General features: G+C 70.2%; 17 protein-coding genes. 8 read left to right on the top strand and 9 right to left on the bottom strand.

All coding sequences use genetic code 11. The features are described from left to right. The first annotated feature begins 10 nt into the window (after nt 1-10). Entirely contained in the window at nt 11-1,057 is a 1,047-nt protein-coding gene (locus JIAGA_RS0124130; RefSeq protein WP_211239826.1) for a LacI family DNA-binding transcriptional regulator, read from the top strand. 57 nt (nt 1,058-1,114) lie between these two features. Here the strand turns inward: JIAGA_RS0124130 and JIAGA_RS32045 are convergent, their stop codons facing one another. Both JIAGA_RS32045 and JIAGA_RS0124140 read right to left on the bottom strand, forming a co-directional pair. Continuing rightward, a complete protein-coding gene (locus tag JIAGA_RS32045; RefSeq protein WP_211239827.1) occupies nt 1,115-2,479 on the bottom strand; it encodes a pectate lyase family protein in 1,365 nt (454 codons plus the stop codon). Between the two features lie 112 nt (nt 2,480-2,591). Further along, nucleotides 2,592-3,905 carry an ABC transporter substrate-binding protein gene (locus tag JIAGA_RS0124140; RefSeq protein WP_026877646.1) on the bottom strand — a complete coding sequence of 438 codons (1,314 nt, stop codon included), beginning with the start codon at nt 3,903-3,905 and terminating at the stop codon, nt 2,592-2,594. A 187-nt stretch (nt 3,906-4,092) separates the two neighbouring features. On the opposite strand from JIAGA_RS0124140, the gene JIAGA_RS0124145 reads away from it, so the two are divergent. Continuing rightward, nucleotides 4,093-5,478, top strand: coding sequence for a glycoside hydrolase family 5 protein (locus JIAGA_RS0124145; protein WP_026877647.1), 1,386 nt, complete (start codon nt 4,093-4,095; stop codon nt 5,476-5,478). A gap of 11 nt (nt 5,479-5,489) precedes the next feature. On the opposite strand, the gene JIAGA_RS0124150 is transcribed toward JIAGA_RS0124145, so the two are convergent. After that, nucleotides 5,490-6,467: a GlxA family transcriptional regulator gene (locus tag JIAGA_RS0124150; protein WP_026877648.1), complete on the bottom strand. Its 978-nt coding sequence runs from the start codon at nt 6,465-6,467 to the stop codon at nt 5,490-5,492. A gap of 71 nt (nt 6,468-6,538) precedes the next feature. Between JIAGA_RS0124150 and JIAGA_RS0124155 the strand changes: the two genes are divergently transcribed. Next, entirely contained in the window at nt 6,539-6,718 is a 180-nt protein-coding gene (locus tag JIAGA_RS0124155) for a hypothetical protein (RefSeq protein ID WP_026877649.1), read from the top strand. On the opposite strand, the gene JIAGA_RS0124160 is transcribed toward JIAGA_RS0124155, so the two are convergent. Together JIAGA_RS0124160 and JIAGA_RS32050 are read right to left on the bottom strand one after the other, a co-directional pair. Next, nucleotides 6,715-7,395, bottom strand: coding sequence for a response regulator transcription factor (locus JIAGA_RS0124160; RefSeq protein WP_026877650.1), 681 nt, complete (start codon nt 7,393-7,395; stop codon nt 6,715-6,717). The genes JIAGA_RS0124155 and JIAGA_RS0124160 overlap by 4 nt on opposite strands. Further along, nucleotides 7,392-8,573, bottom strand: coding sequence for an ATP-binding protein (locus tag JIAGA_RS32050; RefSeq protein WP_084470038.1), 1,182 nt, complete (start codon nt 8,571-8,573; stop codon nt 7,392-7,394). Before JIAGA_RS32050 ends, JIAGA_RS0124160 begins: the two co-directional genes overlap by 4 nt. 186 nt (nt 8,574-8,759) lie before the next feature. On the opposite strand from JIAGA_RS32050, the gene phoU reads away from it, so the two are divergent. The 3 genes from phoU (at nt 8,760) to JIAGA_RS0124180 (ending at nt 9,949) form a co-directional block, all read left to right on the top strand. Then, nucleotides 8,760-9,425 (top strand): phosphate signaling complex protein PhoU, encoded by a 666-nt coding sequence (gene phoU / locus JIAGA_RS0124170; RefSeq protein WP_026877651.1) that lies wholly within the window; start codon nt 8,760-8,762, stop codon nt 9,423-9,425. Between the two features lie 78 nt (nt 9,426-9,503). Further along, entirely contained in the window at nt 9,504-9,644 is a 141-nt protein-coding gene (locus tag JIAGA_RS34815; RefSeq protein ID WP_157553478.1) for a hypothetical protein, read from the top strand. Beyond that, on the top strand, nt 9,644-9,949 hold the full coding sequence (locus tag JIAGA_RS0124180) for a type II toxin-antitoxin system PemK/MazF family toxin (RefSeq protein ID WP_026877652.1): 306 nt from the start codon (nt 9,644-9,646) through the stop codon (nt 9,947-9,949). Before JIAGA_RS34815 ends, JIAGA_RS0124180 begins: the two co-directional genes overlap by 1 nt. Here JIAGA_RS0124180 and JIAGA_RS0124185 read toward each other — a convergent pair. The 3 genes from JIAGA_RS0124185 to mshA are packed head-to-tail and all read right to left on the bottom strand — an operon-like array spanning nt 9,946 to nt 12,491. Further along, a complete protein-coding gene (locus JIAGA_RS0124185; protein WP_026877653.1) occupies nt 9,946-10,692 on the bottom strand; it encodes a phosphoglyceromutase in 747 nt (248 codons plus the stop codon). The genes JIAGA_RS0124180 and JIAGA_RS0124185 overlap by 4 nt on opposite strands. Nucleotides 10,693-10,701: 9 nt before the next feature. Continuing rightward, entirely contained in the window at nt 10,702-11,196 is a 495-nt protein-coding gene (locus JIAGA_RS0124190) for a type III secretion system chaperone family protein (protein ID WP_084470040.1), read from the bottom strand. After that, entirely contained in the window at nt 11,193-12,491 is a 1,299-nt protein-coding gene (mshA, locus tag JIAGA_RS0124195; protein ID WP_245597234.1) for a D-inositol-3-phosphate glycosyltransferase, read from the bottom strand. Before mshA ends, JIAGA_RS0124190 begins: the two co-directional genes overlap by 4 nt. A gap of 385 nt (nt 12,492-12,876) precedes the next feature. Between mshA and JIAGA_RS33475 the strand changes: the two genes are divergently transcribed. After that, nucleotides 12,877-14,025, top strand: a complete 1,149-nt coding sequence (locus tag JIAGA_RS33475) for a L,D-transpeptidase family protein (protein ID WP_211239828.1) — start codon at nt 12,877-12,879, stop codon at nt 14,023-14,025. Nucleotides 14,026-14,046: 21 nt separating this feature from the next. Here JIAGA_RS33475 and JIAGA_RS0124205 read toward each other — a convergent pair whose 3' ends face one another. Next, nucleotides 14,047-14,640 carry a hypothetical protein gene (locus tag JIAGA_RS0124205; RefSeq protein WP_026877656.1) on the bottom strand — a complete coding sequence of 198 codons (594 nt, stop codon included), beginning with the start codon at nt 14,638-14,640 and terminating at the stop codon, nt 14,047-14,049. Nucleotides 14,641-14,923: 283 nt separating this feature from the next. On the opposite strand from JIAGA_RS0124205, the gene JIAGA_RS32060 reads away from it, so the two are divergent. After that, entirely contained in the window at nt 14,924-18,505 is a 3,582-nt protein-coding gene (locus JIAGA_RS32060) for an ABC transporter ATP-binding protein (RefSeq protein ID WP_157553482.1), read from the top strand. The last annotated feature ends 16 nt before the right edge of the window (nt 18,506-18,521 follow it).

Raw genomic sequence — 18,521 nt, forward strand, 5'->3', positions numbered from 1 at the left:
CGATCACCGCGTGCGGGTCGACGGCCACGCCGGGGAGGGGATCATGACGGCGGAGACCGACGCGCGGCCGGCCACCATCAGCCGGGTCGCCGAGCTGGCCGGGGTGTCCCGCGCCACAGTGTCGCGGGTCATGAACGGCAGCTCCACCGTGGCGCCGCACCTCGCGGAGAAAGTCCGCGCGGCGGCCGCCACCCTCAACTACCAGCCCAGCGTGCTGGCCCGCAGCCTCGCGGTCGGACGCACCGCCACCATCGCGCTGGTGGTGCCCGACCTCGCCAACCCCATGTTCCAGGACGTGCTGCGCAGCCTGAGCCACGCGGCCGCCACCCAAGGCCACCGGTTGCTGGTCGCCGACTCGGAGGAGAACGTCGCCGAAGAGGGCCTGATCGCGCTGGAGGCCCGGCGCCGATGCGACGGCCTGGTGTTGTGCGCACCGCGCATGACCGACGCCGAGCTGGCGGCACTGGCGCCGCAGCTCGCCCCGTTCGTGCTGGTCAACAGGGAAGCACCGGATCTCTCCGTGCCGTCGGTCAACGTCGACTATGCCGCGGGCATCCGCGATCTGGTGTCGCACCTGGTCGGGCTCGGCCACCGCACCGTCGCCTACCTGGCCGGACCCCCCACCAGCTCGTCGAACAAGCTGCGGTTGAGCACCCTGCGCGGGTACGCCGCGGCCGGCCGGCTGAAGCTGGTGGAGCACGAGTGCGGTGCCACGTTCAGCGACGGGCACGCCGTCGCGGGCCGTCTCATCGACGACGACTGCACCGCCGTCATCGCCTACAACGACCTGGTGGCCTTCGGGGCGCTGTCCGGACTGCACGAGCTGGGGGTCTCGGTGCCGCAGGAGATCTCGGTGGCCGGTTTCGACGACATCCCGTTCGCCCAGTACACGACCCCGCCGCTGACCACGGCGTCGGTGCCGCCCAGCGAGGTCGGCGAGCGCGCCTGGCAGCGGTTGTGGTCTCTGCTCAACGGCCAGCAGCCGGAAGCGGATGTCCGGTTCCGGCCCCGGCTCGTGGTGCGCGGCAGCACCGGCCCGGCGGCCGGATCCACGTGATCGACAGGGAGTTGCTACCGCTGCGGCGATACCAACTCCCTGTCGATCACAGGACCCCTACGCGGCGAGCCAGTTCAGGTACTCCTCCAGGTCGGTGTAACCGTCGCCGTCACCGTCGGCGTTGTTGCCGGGAACCTGCGGGTCGAGACCGTGCTCGCGTTCCCACCAGTCCGGCATGCCGTCGCGATCGCTGTCGCGGGGCGCCAGCCCACCGCGGACCGGCCCAGGGCCGTTGATCGGTGCCGCGTTCTCGTCGCTGATGATCGCGCCCTTGGTGCCCAGGGACGTGACCTCACGGACCAGCAGGTTGTCGACCCGGTCCCGGTCCAGCGACGCGCCCGCGTTCTCGACGACGTGCTCATACGCCTCGGCCGGGCTCATCACGTCGGCGATCGGCGGATACGGGAACGGCTCGTCCATCCAGGTGACCGTCGTGTACTCCTCGCGCGGCACGTCGTAGCCGTCGAGGACGCCGTCACGGTCGGCGTCGTGGTAGTTCTGCTCCGCGAACAGATGGAAGTTCTCGTTGCCGCGGGTGAACGGGCCGGTCTCGGTGCTGGGTCCGGCGATGAAGTAGTTGTGGTGCACGTTCGCCTCGGACGTCCACTGCGAACCGCCGAGGATGTATGCCTCGCGGCGCCAGTTGTAGATGACGTTGTTCACGTACTGGTTGACGCCCTTGACCTTGGGATTGCGGATGTCGTTGTCCAGGTAGAGGTTGCGCAGGAGGCTCACGCCGCCGCTGGTCTCGATGAGGCCACCGGCCGAGTGCGTGTCCAGGCCCTGGCCGATAATCGAGTTCTGGATGGTGATGCGGCTGGCGCCGTCGGCAGGGTCGCCGTTGCTGACCGAGAAAACCTCGTCGCGCCCCCAGGTGACGGAGAGGTGGTCGAAGATCATGTTGTCGCCGGTGACGACGGTGATCGCGTCGGTGCCCGAGTCGCCGTTGATGCCCTGCCGCACCCGGAAGTGCCGGGCGATCGTGTTGTTCGCGTCGGTGAAGGACAGCCCGTTGCCGTAGATGGTGATGCCCTCACCGGGCGCGGTCTGGCCGGCGATCGTGATGTTCGGCGCCACCATGATGCGCTCGTCGATCTCGATGACGCCGCCCACCTCGAAGACCACGGTGCGGTTCGGCTGGCTCACCGCGTCGCGGAACGAGCCGGGACCGCTGTCGTTCAGGTTGGTGACGTGGTAGACGCTGCCACCGCGACCGCCGGTGGCGTACCTGCCGAACCCCTCCGCGCCCGGGAAGGCGAGCTGCTCGGCGTCCGCCTGGGCCCCCGCGGCGGCGCGTGCTGGCGCGGGCGTGGAGGCGGCAGGTGTGGAAGCGGCCGCGGCCGCGGCGCACAGGCCGGCGGCCGTCACCCCCGCGACCAGTGCGCGCCGGCCTCCTAGGCCATGACGTCGTGATCGGATCATGCGACTCCTCTCTCGATGGTTCACCGGACGCGTCACCGAGTGGGCCCTCGGCGACGCCGCGAGGGGGCGGCTCCACGGGACGCCCCTTGGGGGTGTCTCCAGGAGACACCCCCTAGCCGATCGCCGCCTCGATCTGGTCGACGAGCGAGGTCGCGGCCTGCTCCACCGGCATCCGGTCGAACAGGACCTCGTCGTTCAGGCGCATCACGATCGAACGGGTCTCGGTCGAGCCGGTCGGCCCGATGATGAGGTCGGGGTTCACGTCGCCGGCGATCTCGGCGATGAACTCCGCCTGCGCCGTCGTGTGCTCGTCCAGTTGCGGTGTGATGGCCTCGAGCACCTCGGCGTTCGCCGGCAGGCCTCGGTCGGCCAGGATGAACGAGGCCGCTTCTTCGCTGTTGACCAGGAAGTCGATGAGCATTGCCGCCTCCTCCGGGTGCTCGGAACCGGAGTAGATTCCGTACGACTGCGACGCCTGCAGCCACATGCCCGGCGCCACGCCCGACGACTCCCCCGGCGCCCGCATCAGCTCCAGCGGCGCGCCGGACGCCGTGCGCAGCGCGGTCAGCTGGTTGCTCCAGTCGAACTGCATACCGGCCAGGCCACGGCCCATCAGCGTCTGTTCCGGCGACGGCTGACCGCCCAGCTCGGCGGTGATGGTGGCCGGCGGGGTGGCACCGGAGGCGCTCATCGCGGTCGTCATGGCCCACCAGGCCTCGGCCGTCGCAGGCTCGAGCGCGACGCCGCCGTCCTCGGTGTACAGGCCGGAGTCGGTCTGCTGGCGGGCGTAGAGGTCCAGGGTGTCGGCGCTGGTTGGGTCCGCCGCGCCGAACGTGCCCTCCGGCGAGTTGTCGGAGATCTGCTGGGCGATGTCGACGAAGTCGTCCCAGGTCCACGTGGTGTCGTCGGGCAGTGGCACGCCGGCGGCCTCGAACACCTCGGGATTCAACACCACGCAGTAGGTGTTGACGCCGGTCGGGATGCTGTACTGGACGTCACTGAAGAAGCCGTTGCTCAGCGCCGCCGGGTCGATGCCGTCGGTCGGCAACTGCTCGGCCACCGTCGACAGGTCCAGCAGCGCGCCGCGGTCGCCGTACTCGCGGGGGTAGGCACCACCCAGCGTGATGACGTCGGGAGCGTCGCGCGCGGCGACACTGGTCGCGAGCCGGTCGAAGTAGCCCTCGAAGTCCAGCGGCTCGCCCTCGACGGTGATGTTCGGATGCTCCGCCTCGAAAGCGTCGATGGCCTGCTCGGTGATCCGGGCCCGATCGTCGTTGCCCCACCAGGAGAAGCGCAGCGTGACCTGGTCGTCGTCACCGGATTGCGTGCTGTCGCCACCACACGCGGAGACGGCCAGCAATGCCGCCGTCGTCGCCCCGATCGCCATCCGGCGCCGCACCACGACGCCGTTCCACACGTGCCCCATGACTCGTCCTCTTTCGCCGATACACGTCGTTGAGTTACCGGTTTCCCGCTGGGTTCAGCGGTTTTGAATCGGTTTTACTGGTGCGTTGCGACATAGTTGCATGCCCGGCCAGCATCTGGCTAGCCTCGGCGGGAACCGGTTTCTAGTTCGTCGGCCCCTGGTGGCCGCCCATTCCCAGGAGGCGCCCATGCCGCTGCCGTGGATCGTCGTCGACGGCGACCGGCTCGCCGACGAGGCCGGCCGCACCATCCTCCTGCGTGGCGTGGGCCTCGGCGGCTGGATGAACATGGAGAACTTCATCACCGGGTACCCCGGCACCGAGTCGCAGCACCGTGCGGCACTGCTGGCCGCGCTGGGACCGGAGGGCTACCAGCGGTTCTTCGACCGCTTCCTCGACGAGTTCTTCGACGACGCCGACGCCCGGTTCCTCGCCGACCTCGGGGTCAACGCGCTGCGCGTGCCGTTCAGCTACCGGCACTTCGAGGACGACGACCGCCCGTTCGAGCTGAAGCACGAGGGGTTCCGCCGGCTCGACCGGGTCGTCGACGCCTGCGCCCGGCACGGCATCCACACCATCCTCGACCTGCATGCCGCACCCGGGCACCAGAACCAGAACTGGCACAGCGACAACCCGACCCACCACGCGTTCTTCTGGGACCACCGGCACTTCCAGGACCGAGTGGTGCACCTGTGGGAGGCGCTGGCCGATCACTACCGCGACAATCCCGCCGTCGCCGGCTACAACCCGCTGAACGAGCCCGCCGACCCCAGCGGCGAGGTGATCGGCCCGTTCTACCAGCGGCTGGAGCGGGCCGTCCGGGCCGTCGACTCCCGGCACGTGCTGTTCCTGGACGGCAACCGCTACTCCACCGACTTCTCCATGTTCGACGAGCCGTTCGCCGGTGCCGTCTACACCGCGCACGACTACGCGCTACCCGGCATCGCCCGCGACAGCCGCTACCCAGGCCACGCCCGGGGCGAGTGGTTCGACCGCGACGTGCTGGAGAAGACCTTCCTGCGCCGCACCGAGTTCATGCGCCGCACCGGGACGCCGATCTGGATCGGTGAGTTCGGACCCATCTACACCGGAGACCGCGAGCGCGACGAGGCCTGCCTGCGGATGCTCACCGACCAGCTCGACATATACCGTGACCATGGCGCCAGCTGGTCGCTGTGGACGTACAAGGACATCGGGTTGCAAGGCCTGGTGCACGCCCGGCCGGACTCCCCGTACCTGCGTCGCATCGCTCCCGCACTGGAACAGAAGAACCGGCTCGGCACCGACTCCTGGGGCGGCACCGACCAGCACATCCGCCACGTCATGGGACCGATCGAGGAACTGCTCGACGCGGAGGTCCCCGATTTCGCGCCGTACCCCTGGGGGCGCAAGGCATGGATGTCGCTGCTGGTACGCAACATCCTGCTGGCCGAGCCCATGGTCGAGCGGTTCCGCGAATGCTTCGAAGGCGTGCCACCGGAGGAGGCGGCCGAGCTGGCCGGATCGTTCGCGTTCGGCCGCTGCGTGGTGCGCGCGGACCTGGCCGACCTGCTACGCGGGCAGCTCGCGACCTGAAGGCCGCAGCCCTAGCGCATCTGGAAAGCGCGCCGGTAGGCCAGCGGCGAGGTCCGCACCAGACGGCCGAAGTGCTGGCGCATGGTGATCGCCGAGCCGAATCCACATCGCCTCGCGATCTCCTCGACCGACAGCTGGGTCGTCTCCAGGAGACCTTGAGCGTGCTGTACACGCTGGCGGAGCAGCCACTGAATGGGCGTGGTGCCCGTCTGGTCGCGGAACCGGCGGTTCAGGGTGCGAGGGCTCATCGCCGCCTGACGTGCGATGTCCGAGAGGGACAGCGGCTCATCGAGCCGCTCGAGCAACCAGAGCATGACCGGTTCGAGCGAGCCACCGTCGCCACCGGGCTCCGGGTGAACGATGAACTGCGCCTGGCCACCATCGCGTTGGGCCGCCATCACCACGTGCCGGGCGACGTCCGCGGCGACCGCCGAGCCGAAATCGCCGCGGACCATGTGAATGCACAGGTCGAATCCGGTCGCCGCACCCGCAGACGTGAGCACGTCACCGTTGTCGACGAAGAGCACGTCCGGGTCCAACTCGACCTGCGGGAACCGTTCGGCGAAAGCCTGCGAACACGTCCAGTGGGTCGTGGCCCGCCGGCCGTCCAGCAGGCCCGCGGCGGCCAACACGAAGGCTCCGCTGCAGATCGACGCGATCCTGGCGCCGAGGTCGTGCGCCTTGCGGAGGACGTCGAGCACCTCGGCCGGCGGCTCCACGGCGATGGGCGCGCCAGGCACGACGAGGGTGTCGGCCGTCACCGCATGGTCGAGGTCGTACGGCGCCGTGAGCTGGTACAGGTCCGTGTTCCCCAGGCCGGTGATGGTGAGTCCACGACGCTGGCCGCACACCGCCACGTCGTACAGCGGGGCACCGAACAGTGCCCCGGGCGGTTTGTCCAGCGAGTGTGCGGTGCCGAACACCTGACCGGGGATCGCGAGATCGAGACTTGCCACGCGATCGACCGCGACGACCGCGACACGGTGCATGGCGATAATCTATCGAAGAGCGGCGTTGTTGCCGCTGTCGACGGACGCAACCGTCGCCCACGATTGCCTGCGTGTTGCTCGAAATCCTGGTCTACGCCCTGGGCACGGTGCTCATCGTGGCGCTCGGACGGCTGACGGACGCCGCCCTCGGCCAACCGGCCGTGACCCGGTGGTGGACCGAGCCGGACGGCAGCACCACGCCCCGCCGGCCTGGCCCCGGCACCGATCTGACCCGCCGTGGATCCCCCTAGGCCTCCAGCTTGTAGCCCAGGCCGCGCACCGTCAGCAGGTAGCTCGGCGCCGCCGGGTCCGGCTCGATCTTCGCGCGCAGCCGCTTGACGTGCACATCCAGCGTCTTGGTGTCGCCGACGTAGTCCGCGCCCCAGATGCGGTCGATCAGCTGGGCGCGAGTGAGTACCCGGCCGGCATTGCGCAGCAGCAGCTCGAGCAGCTCGAACTCCTTCAGCGGCAGCCGGACGGTGTCGCCGTTGACCGTGACGACGTGCCGTTCGACGTCCATGCGCACCGGGCCGGCACCCAGCACCGCCTGGCTGGTCTCCGTCGGCTCCGTGCCGCGGCGCAGCACCGCGCGGATACGGGCCACCAGCTCGCGGGAGGAGAACGGCTTGGTGACGTAGTCGTCGGCACCCAGCTCCAGGCCGACGACCTTGTCGACCTCGGAGTCCTTCGCGGTCAGCATGATCACCGGGACGTTGGACCGCTGCCGGAGCTGGCGGCACACCTCGGTTCCGGACAGGCCCGGCAGCATCAGGTCGAGCAGGACGAGGTCGGCGCCGCCCCGGTCGAACTCGTCGAGGGCGTCGTCGCCGGTGGCCGAGACGGCGACCTCGAAGCCCTCCTTCCGGAGCATGTACGACAGGGCGTCGCTGAACGAATCCTCATCCTCGACGACGAGCACGCGGGTCACGGCGTCTCCTTACCAACTGGCGTCTCGAGCCCGGACGGTTGCCCGGCTCGGTGCGGGTGCAACGGCAGGCGCAGGGTGAACGTCGACCCTGCTCCTTGCACGCTCCACACGCCTACCTCGCCGCCGTGGCTGGCGGCGATGTGCTTGACGATGGACAGGCCGAGGCCGGTGCCACCGGTGGCCCGCGACCGGGCCGGGTCGACCCGGTAGAAGCGTTCGAAGATCCGGTCCAGCTCGCTCTCGGCGATGCCGAACCCCTGATCCGTGACGCTGATCTCCACCAGGTCGTCGCGCCGGCGGACGCCGACGGCGACGCGGGTGTTGGGCGGGCTGTAGTTGACGGCGTTCTCGACCAGGTTGCCGAGCGCGATCACCAGCTGCCCGACGTTGCCGAGCACCTGCAGGCCGGGGGTGCCTCCGGAGGTGAGCCGGATCTTCCGCTTCTCCGCCTCGACCCGGCTGCGGTCCAACGCCGCCTCGACGACACTGTCGACGTCGACCGACTCCGGCGACTCGACCGGGTCGTCGTACTGCAGCCGCGACAGGTCGATGATCTCCTGCACCAGCCGGGTGAGCCGGGCACCTTCACGTTGCATGCGCTCGGCGAAGCGCTGGACCGCCTCGGGGTCGTCCTTGGCGTCCTCGACCGCCTCGGCCAGCAGGCTCAACGCACCGACCGGCGTCTTCAGCTCGTGCGACACGTTGGCGACGAAGTCGCGGCGGACCTCGTCGACACGGATCTCGTGGGTGCGGTCCTCGACCAGTGCCAGCAGCAGCTTGCTGTTGAGCGGCGCCACCCGTGCCGAGACGTACAGCGTCTGGGTGGTGTCGCGCGAACGAGGGATCTCGAGCTGGACCTCACGGATCTGCCCGTCGCGGCGGACCCGCTCGGTGAGCTCCACCAACTCCGGTACCGCCAGTCGATCGTGCCGGACCAGGCCGAACGCATACGCGGAGGGGCTGGCCTTGATGACGTCGAGGGCGCTGTCGAGGACGACGGCGCTGGAACGCAGCACCGAGAGGACCTCATCGACCCCCTCGGGGACACGAGAGGTGCGCTCGGGTGCGGGTGGCCGCTGCGCGCGCTCGCTGGCTTTGAACGCCAGACCGGCCGCGAGGCCGACAACTGCGCCGACACACGCGGCCAGCGTCCCAGCTGTCACGGCATCCACATCCACCGATGTTATGTGCCAGCGGCGGTCTCATCGCCACTTCGCAGGACTTCACGCGGCTCTTTCGAGTGCCTGTTCATCTAGGTTTCGTCACGCATTCATCTTGGACCGTTGCCCGGTCACCAGGAGCGCCTAGTCTGATCAGACGGAGCAATCCGTTTTCCGCCAGCCGACGACAGGATGACGAACAACATGCGCGAGGCGTATCGCGAGCAGCTGGACGACGTCAACGGCCGGCTGATCGGCATGATCCGCAAGACGGGCGAGCAGATCGGGCTGGCCACGACCGCCCTGCTGAAGGCCGACCTCGACGCCGCCGAGCAGACCATGGCCGCCGACTCCAGCATCAACCGAGACCAGCTCGAGATCGACGAGAACGTGCTCGAGCTGATGGCCACCCAGGGCCCGGTCGCGTCGGAGCTGCGCGTCGTCACCTCCGCGCTGCGCACCACGTCCGACGCCGAGCGGATGGGCGACCTCGCCGTGCACGTCGCCAAGGTTGCCCGCATGCGCTACCCCGACCACGCCGTGCCCGAGGAACTGCGCGACACGTTCGCGGCCATGGGCCGGGCCGCCGTGGACATGTCCGCCAAGGCCTGCGAGGTGGTGCGCTCCCGTGACCTCACCGCCGCCGCCGAGCTGGCCCAGGACGACAACGAGATGGACCACCTGCACCGCTCGCTGTTCCTGGTGCTGCTCGACGATGCCTGGGACCGCGGTGTCGAGGTCGCGGTCGACATCGCCCTGCTGGGCCGCTACTACGAGCGCTTCGCCGACCACGCCGTGCACATCGCGACCAACGTGCGGTACCTGGTCACCGGCGAGATCGAGTGGGCGGACAGCACCGCCGGCCACTGACCTCCCGCCGCACCGGCAGCGCTCACGCGACGCACTCAGCGAGTCGAGGCAGGCGAGGCGCCTAGTCGTGCCGCCATCGTGACCCAGGCGCTGGAGGCCGCTCGACGCCGGGAAGCTGCGGAGCACGACGCGAAGATCTACGCCGGGCTCAGAACCGACCCTGACGATCTGCACGGTTTGGCCGAGTGGACGGTTGGTAAGCCGCTCGGCGCCGACTGATGCGGCCGATTCATGTCGCCAAGCTCGACAAGTCCCGACCCGCACTGGTGCTCACGCGGGCGGCTGTCCGCCCGTACATCGGCTGGTTCACCGTCGCGCCGATCACGAGCACGATCAGAGGCCTGAGCACCGAGGTCACCGTCGATGCCCGGAACGGCTTGGATCATCCGTGCGTGGTTTCCTGCGACAACATCGTCACCGTGCCCGTCGAGTCGGTCGACCGGCAGATCGGCAACCTCTGGGACGACCAGGAAGAGGCGCTCGCCCACGCCATCGCGAGCGCCTTCGACCTGCGGACGTTCTAGCGGCCCTGGTTCTTGACCGCCTCGATGGCCGCCGCGGCGGCGTCGGGATCGAGGTACTCGCCGCCGCGGGTGACCGGGCGCATCGACTCGTCCAGCTCGTACAGCAGCGGCACGCCGGTGGGGATGTTCAGGCCGGCGATGGCCTCGTCGGAGACGTCGTCGAGGTGCTTGACCAGCGCCCGCAGCGAGTTGCCGTGTGCGACGACGGCGACCGTGTGGCCCGAGCGCAGGTCCGGCACGATGGCGTCGTACCAGTACGGCAGGAACCGGTGCAGCACGTCCTTGAGGCACTCGGTTGCCGGCAGCAGCTCCGGCGGCAGGTCCGCGTAGCGCGGGTCACCGGTCTGGGCGAACTCGTCGGACGGGTCGATGGCCGGCGGCGGGGTGTCGTAGGAGCGGCGCCAGAGCATGAACTGCTCCTCGCCGAACTCCGCCAGCGTCTGCTTCTTGTCCTTGCCCTGCAGCGCGCCGTAGTGCCGCTCGTTTAGCCGCCACGACCGGCGCACCGGAACCCAGTGCCGGTCGGCGACGTCGAGGGTGATGTTGGCGGTGCGGATGGCCCGGCGCAGCACGCTCGTGTGCAGGACGTCGGGCAGGATCCCGCGACTCTTCAGCAGCTCGCCACCGCGGCGGGCCTCGGCCTCGCCTGCGGCCGTGAGGTCGACGTCGACCCAGCCGGTGAAGAGGTTCTTCGCGTTCCATTCGCTCTCGCCGTGACGGAGCAGAACCAGCCGAAAGGTCATGCGCCAAGCCTACGGGGGCGGTCGCAGGTGCTCGAACGCGGCCAGGTTACGAGTGGCCTCGCCGCGGGCCAGCCGCCACTCCCATTCGCGCCGGATGGAGCTGGCGAACCCCAACTCCAGGATGGTGTTGAACGAGCCGTCGGCGGTGTCGAGCACGACACCGAGCAGCCGGTCGAGCTCGTCGGCGGTGACGGCGTGCAGCGGGAGCCGGCCGACCAGATAGATGTCACCGGCGTGGTCGACGGCGAACGCGACGCCGGACAACCGGGCGTTGCGCTCGAGCAGCCAGCGGTACACGGCCTCGTGGTTCTCGTCCGGCCGGCGCGCGACGAAGGCGTTGACCACCAGGCTGTGGTCGCGCACGGCCAGGCTGCACGACGTCTTCAGCTTGCGTTCGCCGGGCAGCTCGACGGAGAACGCGCCGGGCGCGGACTCGGCCCACGGCTGGCCCGTGCCGGCGAGGTAGTCGCGCACCACCGTCGCTGGGTCATGCTGGTCGCTCATGCTGTCACCATCTGCCGACGCTGGATCGCTCGCGCGTAGACGTCGAGCATACGGGCGGCGGTGACGTCCCACCCGAACCGGGCGGCGTGCGACACCGCGCCCCGGCTGAGGCCGTGCAGCCGCCGCGGATCGGTCACCAGAGCACCCAGGACCCGGGCCCAGTCGGCAGGGTCGTGCCCGTCGACGAGCACGCCGGAGTCGCCGTCGGCGACGGCCGTGCGCAGGCCGCCCACGCCGGCGGCGACCACCGGCGTGCCGCAGGCCTGTGATTCCAGCGCCACCAGGCCGAACGACTCGTTGTACGAGGGCACGACGGTCAGGTCGGCGGCGCGGTACCAGTCGGCCAGCGCGTCCTGGCCGACCGGCGGTTCGAACCGGACGACGTCGGCGATCCCCAGGCCCCGGGCGAGGGCGGGGAGGTCTGCCTCGGGCGGCCGGCCACCGCCGGAGCGGCCGCCGACCACCACGACCACCATCCGGTCGCGCAGCCCCGGCGCGGCGCTCAGCAGCATCGCCGCGGCTCGCAGCAGGATGTCCGGCGCCTTCAGCGGCTGGATGCGCCCGGCGAACAGCAGCACGACGTCGTCGGACCGCAGCCCGAGCCTGGACCGGGCCCGCGCCGGCGAACCGGGGGTGAACAGGCCGAGGTCGACGCCGGGCAGCACCGTCGTGACCCGTTCCGGCGGCGCCCCGTACAGCGCGACGAGTTCGGCTGCTTCGTCCTCGGTGTTCGCGACCAGCAGGTCGGCGGCGGCCACCACCTGTTCCTCGCCGAGCTCCCGCTCCCGCGGTTCGGGAGTGTCGCCCTCGGCGAGCGCGGCGTTCTTGACCTTGGACATGGTGTGCATGGAATGGACCAGCGGCACGCCCCAGCGCATGGTCGCCAGCCAGCCGACGTGTCCGGCCAGCCAGTAGTGGGAGTGGACGAGGTCGTACCAGCCGGGCTCATGCCGGGCCTCCGCGCGCAGCACTCCCGCGGTGAAGGCGCACAACTGGGCGGGCACCTCGGCGGTCGGCAGCAGTTCGTACGGCCCGGCTGCGATGTGCCGGACCGTCACGCCGGGCGACTCCTCGACCACCGGCGGTTGGTCGGACGACGTGGCCCGGGTGAAGACGTCGACCTCGACGCCGCGGACGGCCAGCCTCCGGGCCAGTTCGACGACGTAGACGTTCATTCCGCCGGCGTTGCCGGCACCCGGCTGGTCCAGCGGCGAGGTGTGCACGCTGAGCATCGCCACCCGGCGCGGTCGGTGCGGGCCCGGCATCACGTCCGCCACAACGGTGCGCATACCCATTCCCATTCCACCTGATCGCCGATTCGTCACCTGATCATCGTCTCGGCGGCGATCAGGTGAAAGCTCGCCCGGGGCGACCGGCCATTGGGTCACCTGATCGTCTCCACCATTCGGACCAGAATGAATCAAGTGACGTACCAGCGCAGCGGCGGCGCCTTCTGTCACCTGATCCACCTGCGTCCACATGCTGGAGATGATCAGGTGGCATATCGGCGATCAGGTGAAAGTGACACTGCGCGCACGTCTCCATCAGCGCGCTGACCGTTCGATACCTTTTCGTGATACAAATTGCGCCGCCGTCGGGGCAACCTAGTGCGGGCTCCATGAGTCTTTCGGGGTGGGAGCGGCGTCAACGGGACGCCGGTTTGAGGGGGAAGGAAACACCGTGACGCGAGGCAGGAAAGCCGGACTGGGCCTGCTGGTGGTTCTGCTGGCCGCCGCGATGGTCTCGGCCGTCGTCATCGGCCTGAACCGCTTCGGCGGCGACGAGCCCGCAGCGGCGACTCCGGCCGGCTCCAGCCGCGACGCCACGCAGACGCCGGAGGCCACCCCGACCCCGACGGCGACGCCCACCCCCACCGTCACGCCGACGCCGACCGCGACGCCGACTCCCACCACCACGCCCACACCCACACCGACCGCGCTGATGGCCCCGGGCGCCAGCGGCGACGAGGTGCGCGAGCTGCAGTCGCGGCTCAAGCAGATCGAGTGGTATTCGCCGGACATCTCCGGTGAGTACGACGACGTCACCGTGCAGGCGGTCACCGGTTTCCAGGCCAAGCGGGGGTTGCCGGAGACCGGCCAGGTCGACCAGGCCACCTGGGACGCCCTGGTCGACATGACCCGTGAGCCGACCGACGACGAGATGCACAACCGCCTCGTCCCCGGTCCGACCATTCTCGGCCCGGGCGACACCGGCGACGACGTCCGTGAGCTGCAGGCCCGGCTGAAGCAGATCGACTGGTTCAGCGGCGATGTCACCGACACCTACGGCGACACCACGGCTGCGGCGGTCGAGGGGTTCCAGACCAAGCGCGGCTTTCCTGCCACCGGCGAGGTCGACCAGCGCACCTGGGACCGGATCGTCGAGATGACGCGTGAGCCCACCGACGACGAGCTACACAACCGCGAGCCCGAGAACAACGGCGGCAACGAGGGTGGCCTCGACGAGCGGTGCCTCACCGGTCGCGTGCTGTGCATCGACAAGAGCACCAACACGCTGCGCTGGGTGGTCGGCGGCGAGGTCCGCATGACGCTGGACGTCCGGTTCGGCACCGAGCTGACCCCCACCCGCGAGGGCGAGTTCGAGGTGTACTGGAAGTCGCGCGACCACGTCTCGTCGCTCTACGACACCCCCATGCCGTTCGCCATGTTCTTCAGCGGCGGCCAGGCGGTGCACTACTCACCCGACTTCGCGCAGAACGGTTACAACGGCGGCTCGCACGGTTGCGTGAACGTCCGCGACCGCGACGCCATCGAGTCGCTGTTCGACCAGGTGAAGAACGGCGACGACGTCATCGTCTACTGGTCCTGAGCCAACCGGACGGCATTCCGTTCACCGGGCGGGGTGCCAGTCCGGCAGCTTCGCGGGATCACGGGGGTAGAGCTCCTGGTCGCGCCGGAGTAGCTCGACCTCGCCCGGCCCCCACGTCATGAACGGCGGGCTCTCGTAGTCGTAGCGCGGTTTGAGCGCGCCGGTGCGCTCCAGCCTGACGGTCAGGGTGTACCAGGCGCCCCGCCCTTCGGGCTCGTGGGTCGCCCGCCGTAATGCCGCGGCAGCTTCGGCGACGCGGGGCAGGTAGAAGAGGTTCCGCATGGCCGTGACGTCGTCGGACGGCACCTTGACGATGACCCAGGTGCGCACCTCGTCCGCCGCGGCACTGACTATGAGGAGTGCGTACTCCCACTCGTCCGGTAGCTCCGCGAGCAGGGCGTAGCCGACCCGCAGCAGGGGGTCGTCCGTCGCCGGCGGCGGGCCGTCGAGGTCGAGGCGGGGGTACGGGTTGCCGTCGGCGTCGGTGGTGACCTCGGCCTGGTCGCGCTCCTGCTTGCGGGCGTACTGCATGGTGTACCGCATCAGCTCTTCTTCGCTGATGGGCGGGTCCTCGGCGTGACCAGCGGGCTCGGGAGCTGCAGCGTCGTCGCTCATCTGCCCACGATAGTGGCCGGTCGTGGCCGTCCGGGGGCGCCGAAAGACCGTTGATCACCTACGGGACCGGGCGTAGGATCGTCCACGGCCCCGTTCGGGGCGACCAATCCGACCGCTGCTCCGGGAGATCCCTGTGCCCAGCCGCACCGCGTCCGCCCGTCCCTCAAGTCACGACACCTCCGCCCGGCCGTCAACGCCAGCGCCGGGCACCCCGTCAGCCGAACCCTCAGCGCCGGGCACTGTCCGCCGGCTGGCGCCGTACCTTCTCCGGCATCGCGGCACGGTGCTGGCCTCCGTCGCGTTGGCGCTGCTGTGGGCGGTCGCCGTCGCGGCCCTCCCGGTCACCCAGGGCCGTGTCATCGATGACGCCATCAGCGAGCACAACCAGCCGTTGATGCCGCTGATCCTGCTGCTGGCCGGGCTGGCCGTCGCACGGTTCGTGCTGTCGGCCTCCTGGCGGCACCTCGGCGGCAAGACCGCGTTCCGCATCCAGGACGACCTGCGCCGCGACGTCTACGACACCCTGCAGCGGCTGGACTTCACCGGCCATGCACAGCTGCAGAGCGGTCAGCTGGTCTCCCGCATCAGCGGCGACCTGCGCTACGTCCACATGTTGCTGTCGTTCATCCCGCAGGTGGCCGCCACGCTGCTGTCGGCGACTCTGGCGGTCGCGGTGATGTTCGTCCTCTCGCCCATCGTCGCCGCGCTGGTCGTCGCCGTCATCGTCGTCGTGTTCGCGGTGACGAACCGGCAGCGCCGGCGGGTGTACGCGGCCGGTTGGGACGCTCAGGACCGCGAGGCGGAGATGACCTCGCAGGTCGAGGAGGCCGTCACCGGCGTCCGGGTGGTGCGCGCGTTCGGGCAGCAGCCGGCGGAGACGGGACGGCTGCACAAGGCGCTGCTCGACATGTTCAGCGCCCGGGTGCGCGCGGTCCGGTTGCGCGCACCGTTCATCGCCTCGTTGCAGGGCGCGCCACTGTTCGGCCAGGTTCTGGTGATGCTCGCCGGCGGCCTGCTGGTGATGAACGGCCAGCTCACGGTCGGTGTCTTCCTGGCCTGCACCGGCTATCTGGCCGAGCTGATCGGCGGCGCCCGGGTCGCGGGCATGGTGCTCACCAACGCGCCGCTGTGCCGCGCCGCCACGGAACGCGTCGGTGAGCTGCTGGACCTGAAGGCCGAGATCACCGAGCCGCTGCGGCCGGCGGGCGTGCGGCCGGGTGGCGGCGCCGTCTCGTTCCACCGGCTGCGTTTCGCCTACGCCGACGGCGACGGGCACCAGGTGCTGCGCGGTTTCACGCTGGAGGTGAAGCCGGGCGAAACGGTGGCGCTGGTCGGCCCGTCCGGATGCGGTAAGTCCACCGCGCTGGCCATGCTGCCGCGGTTCTTCGACGCCGACGCCGGCACGGTCACCGTCGACGGCATCGACGTGCGCCGCTGGTCGCTGCCGGAGCTGCGCCGCCGCATCGGGGTTGTCTTCGAGAACAGTTTCCTGTTCTCCGACACCATCGCCGCGAACATCGCCTACGGCCGGCCCGACGCCTCGCTGGACGAGATCCGGGCGGCGGCTCGAGCCGCGGCCGCCGACGAGTTCATCGACGCACTCCCCGACGGCTACGACACCGTCGTCGGCGAGCAGGGCATCACCCTCTCCGGCGGCCAGCGGCAACGCGTGGCACTGGCCCGGGCGCTGCTCACCGAGCCGGACATCCTGTTGCTCGACGACGCGACGTCGTCGGTCGACATCAAGGTCGAGGAGCGCATCCACGCCAACCTGGAGCCGTTCCTCGCCTCGCGGACCGTGCTCCTGGTCGCGTACCGGGAGTCCACGCTACGGCTGGCCGACCGGGTGGTACTGGTGGACGACGGCCGGGTCGTCGACGAGGGCGGCCACGCCGAGCTGCTGGAACGCAACGCGCTGTACCGCGACCTGTTCGGTGACGGGGCGGACGGCGCCGGCACCGGCTCCGACGCCACCGTCGACCTGATGTCGCGGGCCCGGGCCGGCCGGTTCGAAACCACGTCGTCGGCCTGGGAGTCGCGGCAGGACGCCACCGGCTCACTACCTGGGCCGCGGATGAGCGTCCCACCGGCGGTGGCCGAGCGGATCGCGGCACTGCCGGAGCCAGTCGATCGGCCCGCCGTGGACCTCGACCGGGAGGGCTCCACCTCCGGGCCGCTGCGGCTGGCGTCGTTCCTGCGCCCGTACGTCGGCGGACTGGTCGTCGGCCTGGTGCTGGTGATCCTCGAGGCCGCCATCATGCTGATCAACCCGATGCTGGTGCAGCGGGCGGTCGACGACGGCATGCTCGCCGGCTCGGTGCCGGTGCTGCTGACCATCTGCGGCATCGCCGCGGTGATGGTCGGGCTTCTCTGGTTGGACCAGCGCACCGGTTTCCTGTGGACCACCCGCAGCACCGAGCGGCTCCTGCTGGCGTTGCGCATCCGCATCTTCGGGCAGCTCCAGCGCCTGGGCATCGACTACTACGACCGCACCCAGGCCGGCCGGGTCATGACGCGCATGACCTCCGACGTCGACGCGATCGCCCAGCTGTTCCAGGTCGGGCTGATCAACGCCGTCGTCAGCCTGGCCACCTTCGCCGGCATGTCGGTGGTGGTCGTCGCGCTGGACCCGATTCTGGCCTTGGTGGTGCTGGGGGTGATCCCGTTCGCCGCCGCCATCACCTGGTGGTACCGGCGGCGCGCGTCGGTGGCGTACGACGAGGCCCGCGAGCTGCTGTCCTCCCTCAATGCCGACGTGCAGGAGAGCATGGCCGGCATCCGCGTCACGCACGCGTTCCGCCGCGAGGCGGTGAACCTAAGCCGGTTCGCCGCGCTCGGGCGCGAGTACGTGGCGGCCAGCCTGCGTGGGCTCTACGCGACGTCGGTGTACGTGGCCACCATCGAGCTGCTGTCGGTGCTGGCGGTGGCGGCGGTGTTGTGGGTAGGTGCACAGCGCATCGAGTCCGGCACGCTGGCGCTGGGCACGCTGATCGCGTTCCTGCTCTACCTGGCCCAGGTGTTCGCGCCGATCCAGCAGCTGTCCCAGGTGTTCGACGTGTACCAGCGGGCTCGCACCGGCCTGGTGCGGGTACGCCGGCTGCTGGGCCTGGAGACGTCGACGCCGGTGCGCGCGGATGCCGAGCGGTTGGACGCGCTCGAGGGCGAGCTGCGCTTCGACCGCGTGCGGTTGCGCTACGCCAGCGCGTCGACCGATGCCATCCGCGATGTGGACCTGCACATCCCGGCAGGTCAGCGGGTGGCGTTCGTGGGGCGCACCGGAGCGGGCAAGTCGACGCTGTCGAAGCTGGTCGCCCGGTTCTACGATCCGACCGCCGGCACGGTGCTCGTCGACGGCCGGCCGCTGGACGGGCTCGATGTCACCGACTACCGCAAGCACCTCGGCTACGTGCCGCAGGAGCCGTTCCTGTTCTCCCGCACCATCCGGGACAACATCGCCTACGCCCGGCCGGACGCCACCGAGGCCGAAGTGGAGGCGGCCGCACGAGCGGTCGGGGCGCACGAGTTCATCACCCGGCTACCCGGCGGCTACCACCATGTGGTCGCCGAACGCGGCCGGTCGCTCTCGGCCGGGCAACGACAGCTGGTGTGCCTGGCCCGGGCACTGCTGGGTGACCCGTCGATCCTCATCCTCGACGAGGCCACGTCCAACCTGGACCTGGCCAGCGAGCGGAAGGTGAACCAGGCGATGCGGGTGGCCTCGGCCGGCCGCACCACCATCGTCGTGACGCACCGGCCGCAGTCGCTGCACTGGGTCGACCGCGTCGTCGAGGTCGCCGACGGGCGCATCGTCACCGACGAACCGGCACCGCACTACGTCGCGCGGGTGCTGCAACCGGCGGGCTGAGAGGTGTTCACCCGGC

Source organism: Jiangella gansuensis DSM 44835, assembly GCF_000515395.1.
In the GTDB taxonomy this organism is placed as follows: domain Bacteria; phylum Actinomycetota; class Actinomycetes; order Jiangellales; family Jiangellaceae; genus Jiangella; species Jiangella gansuensis.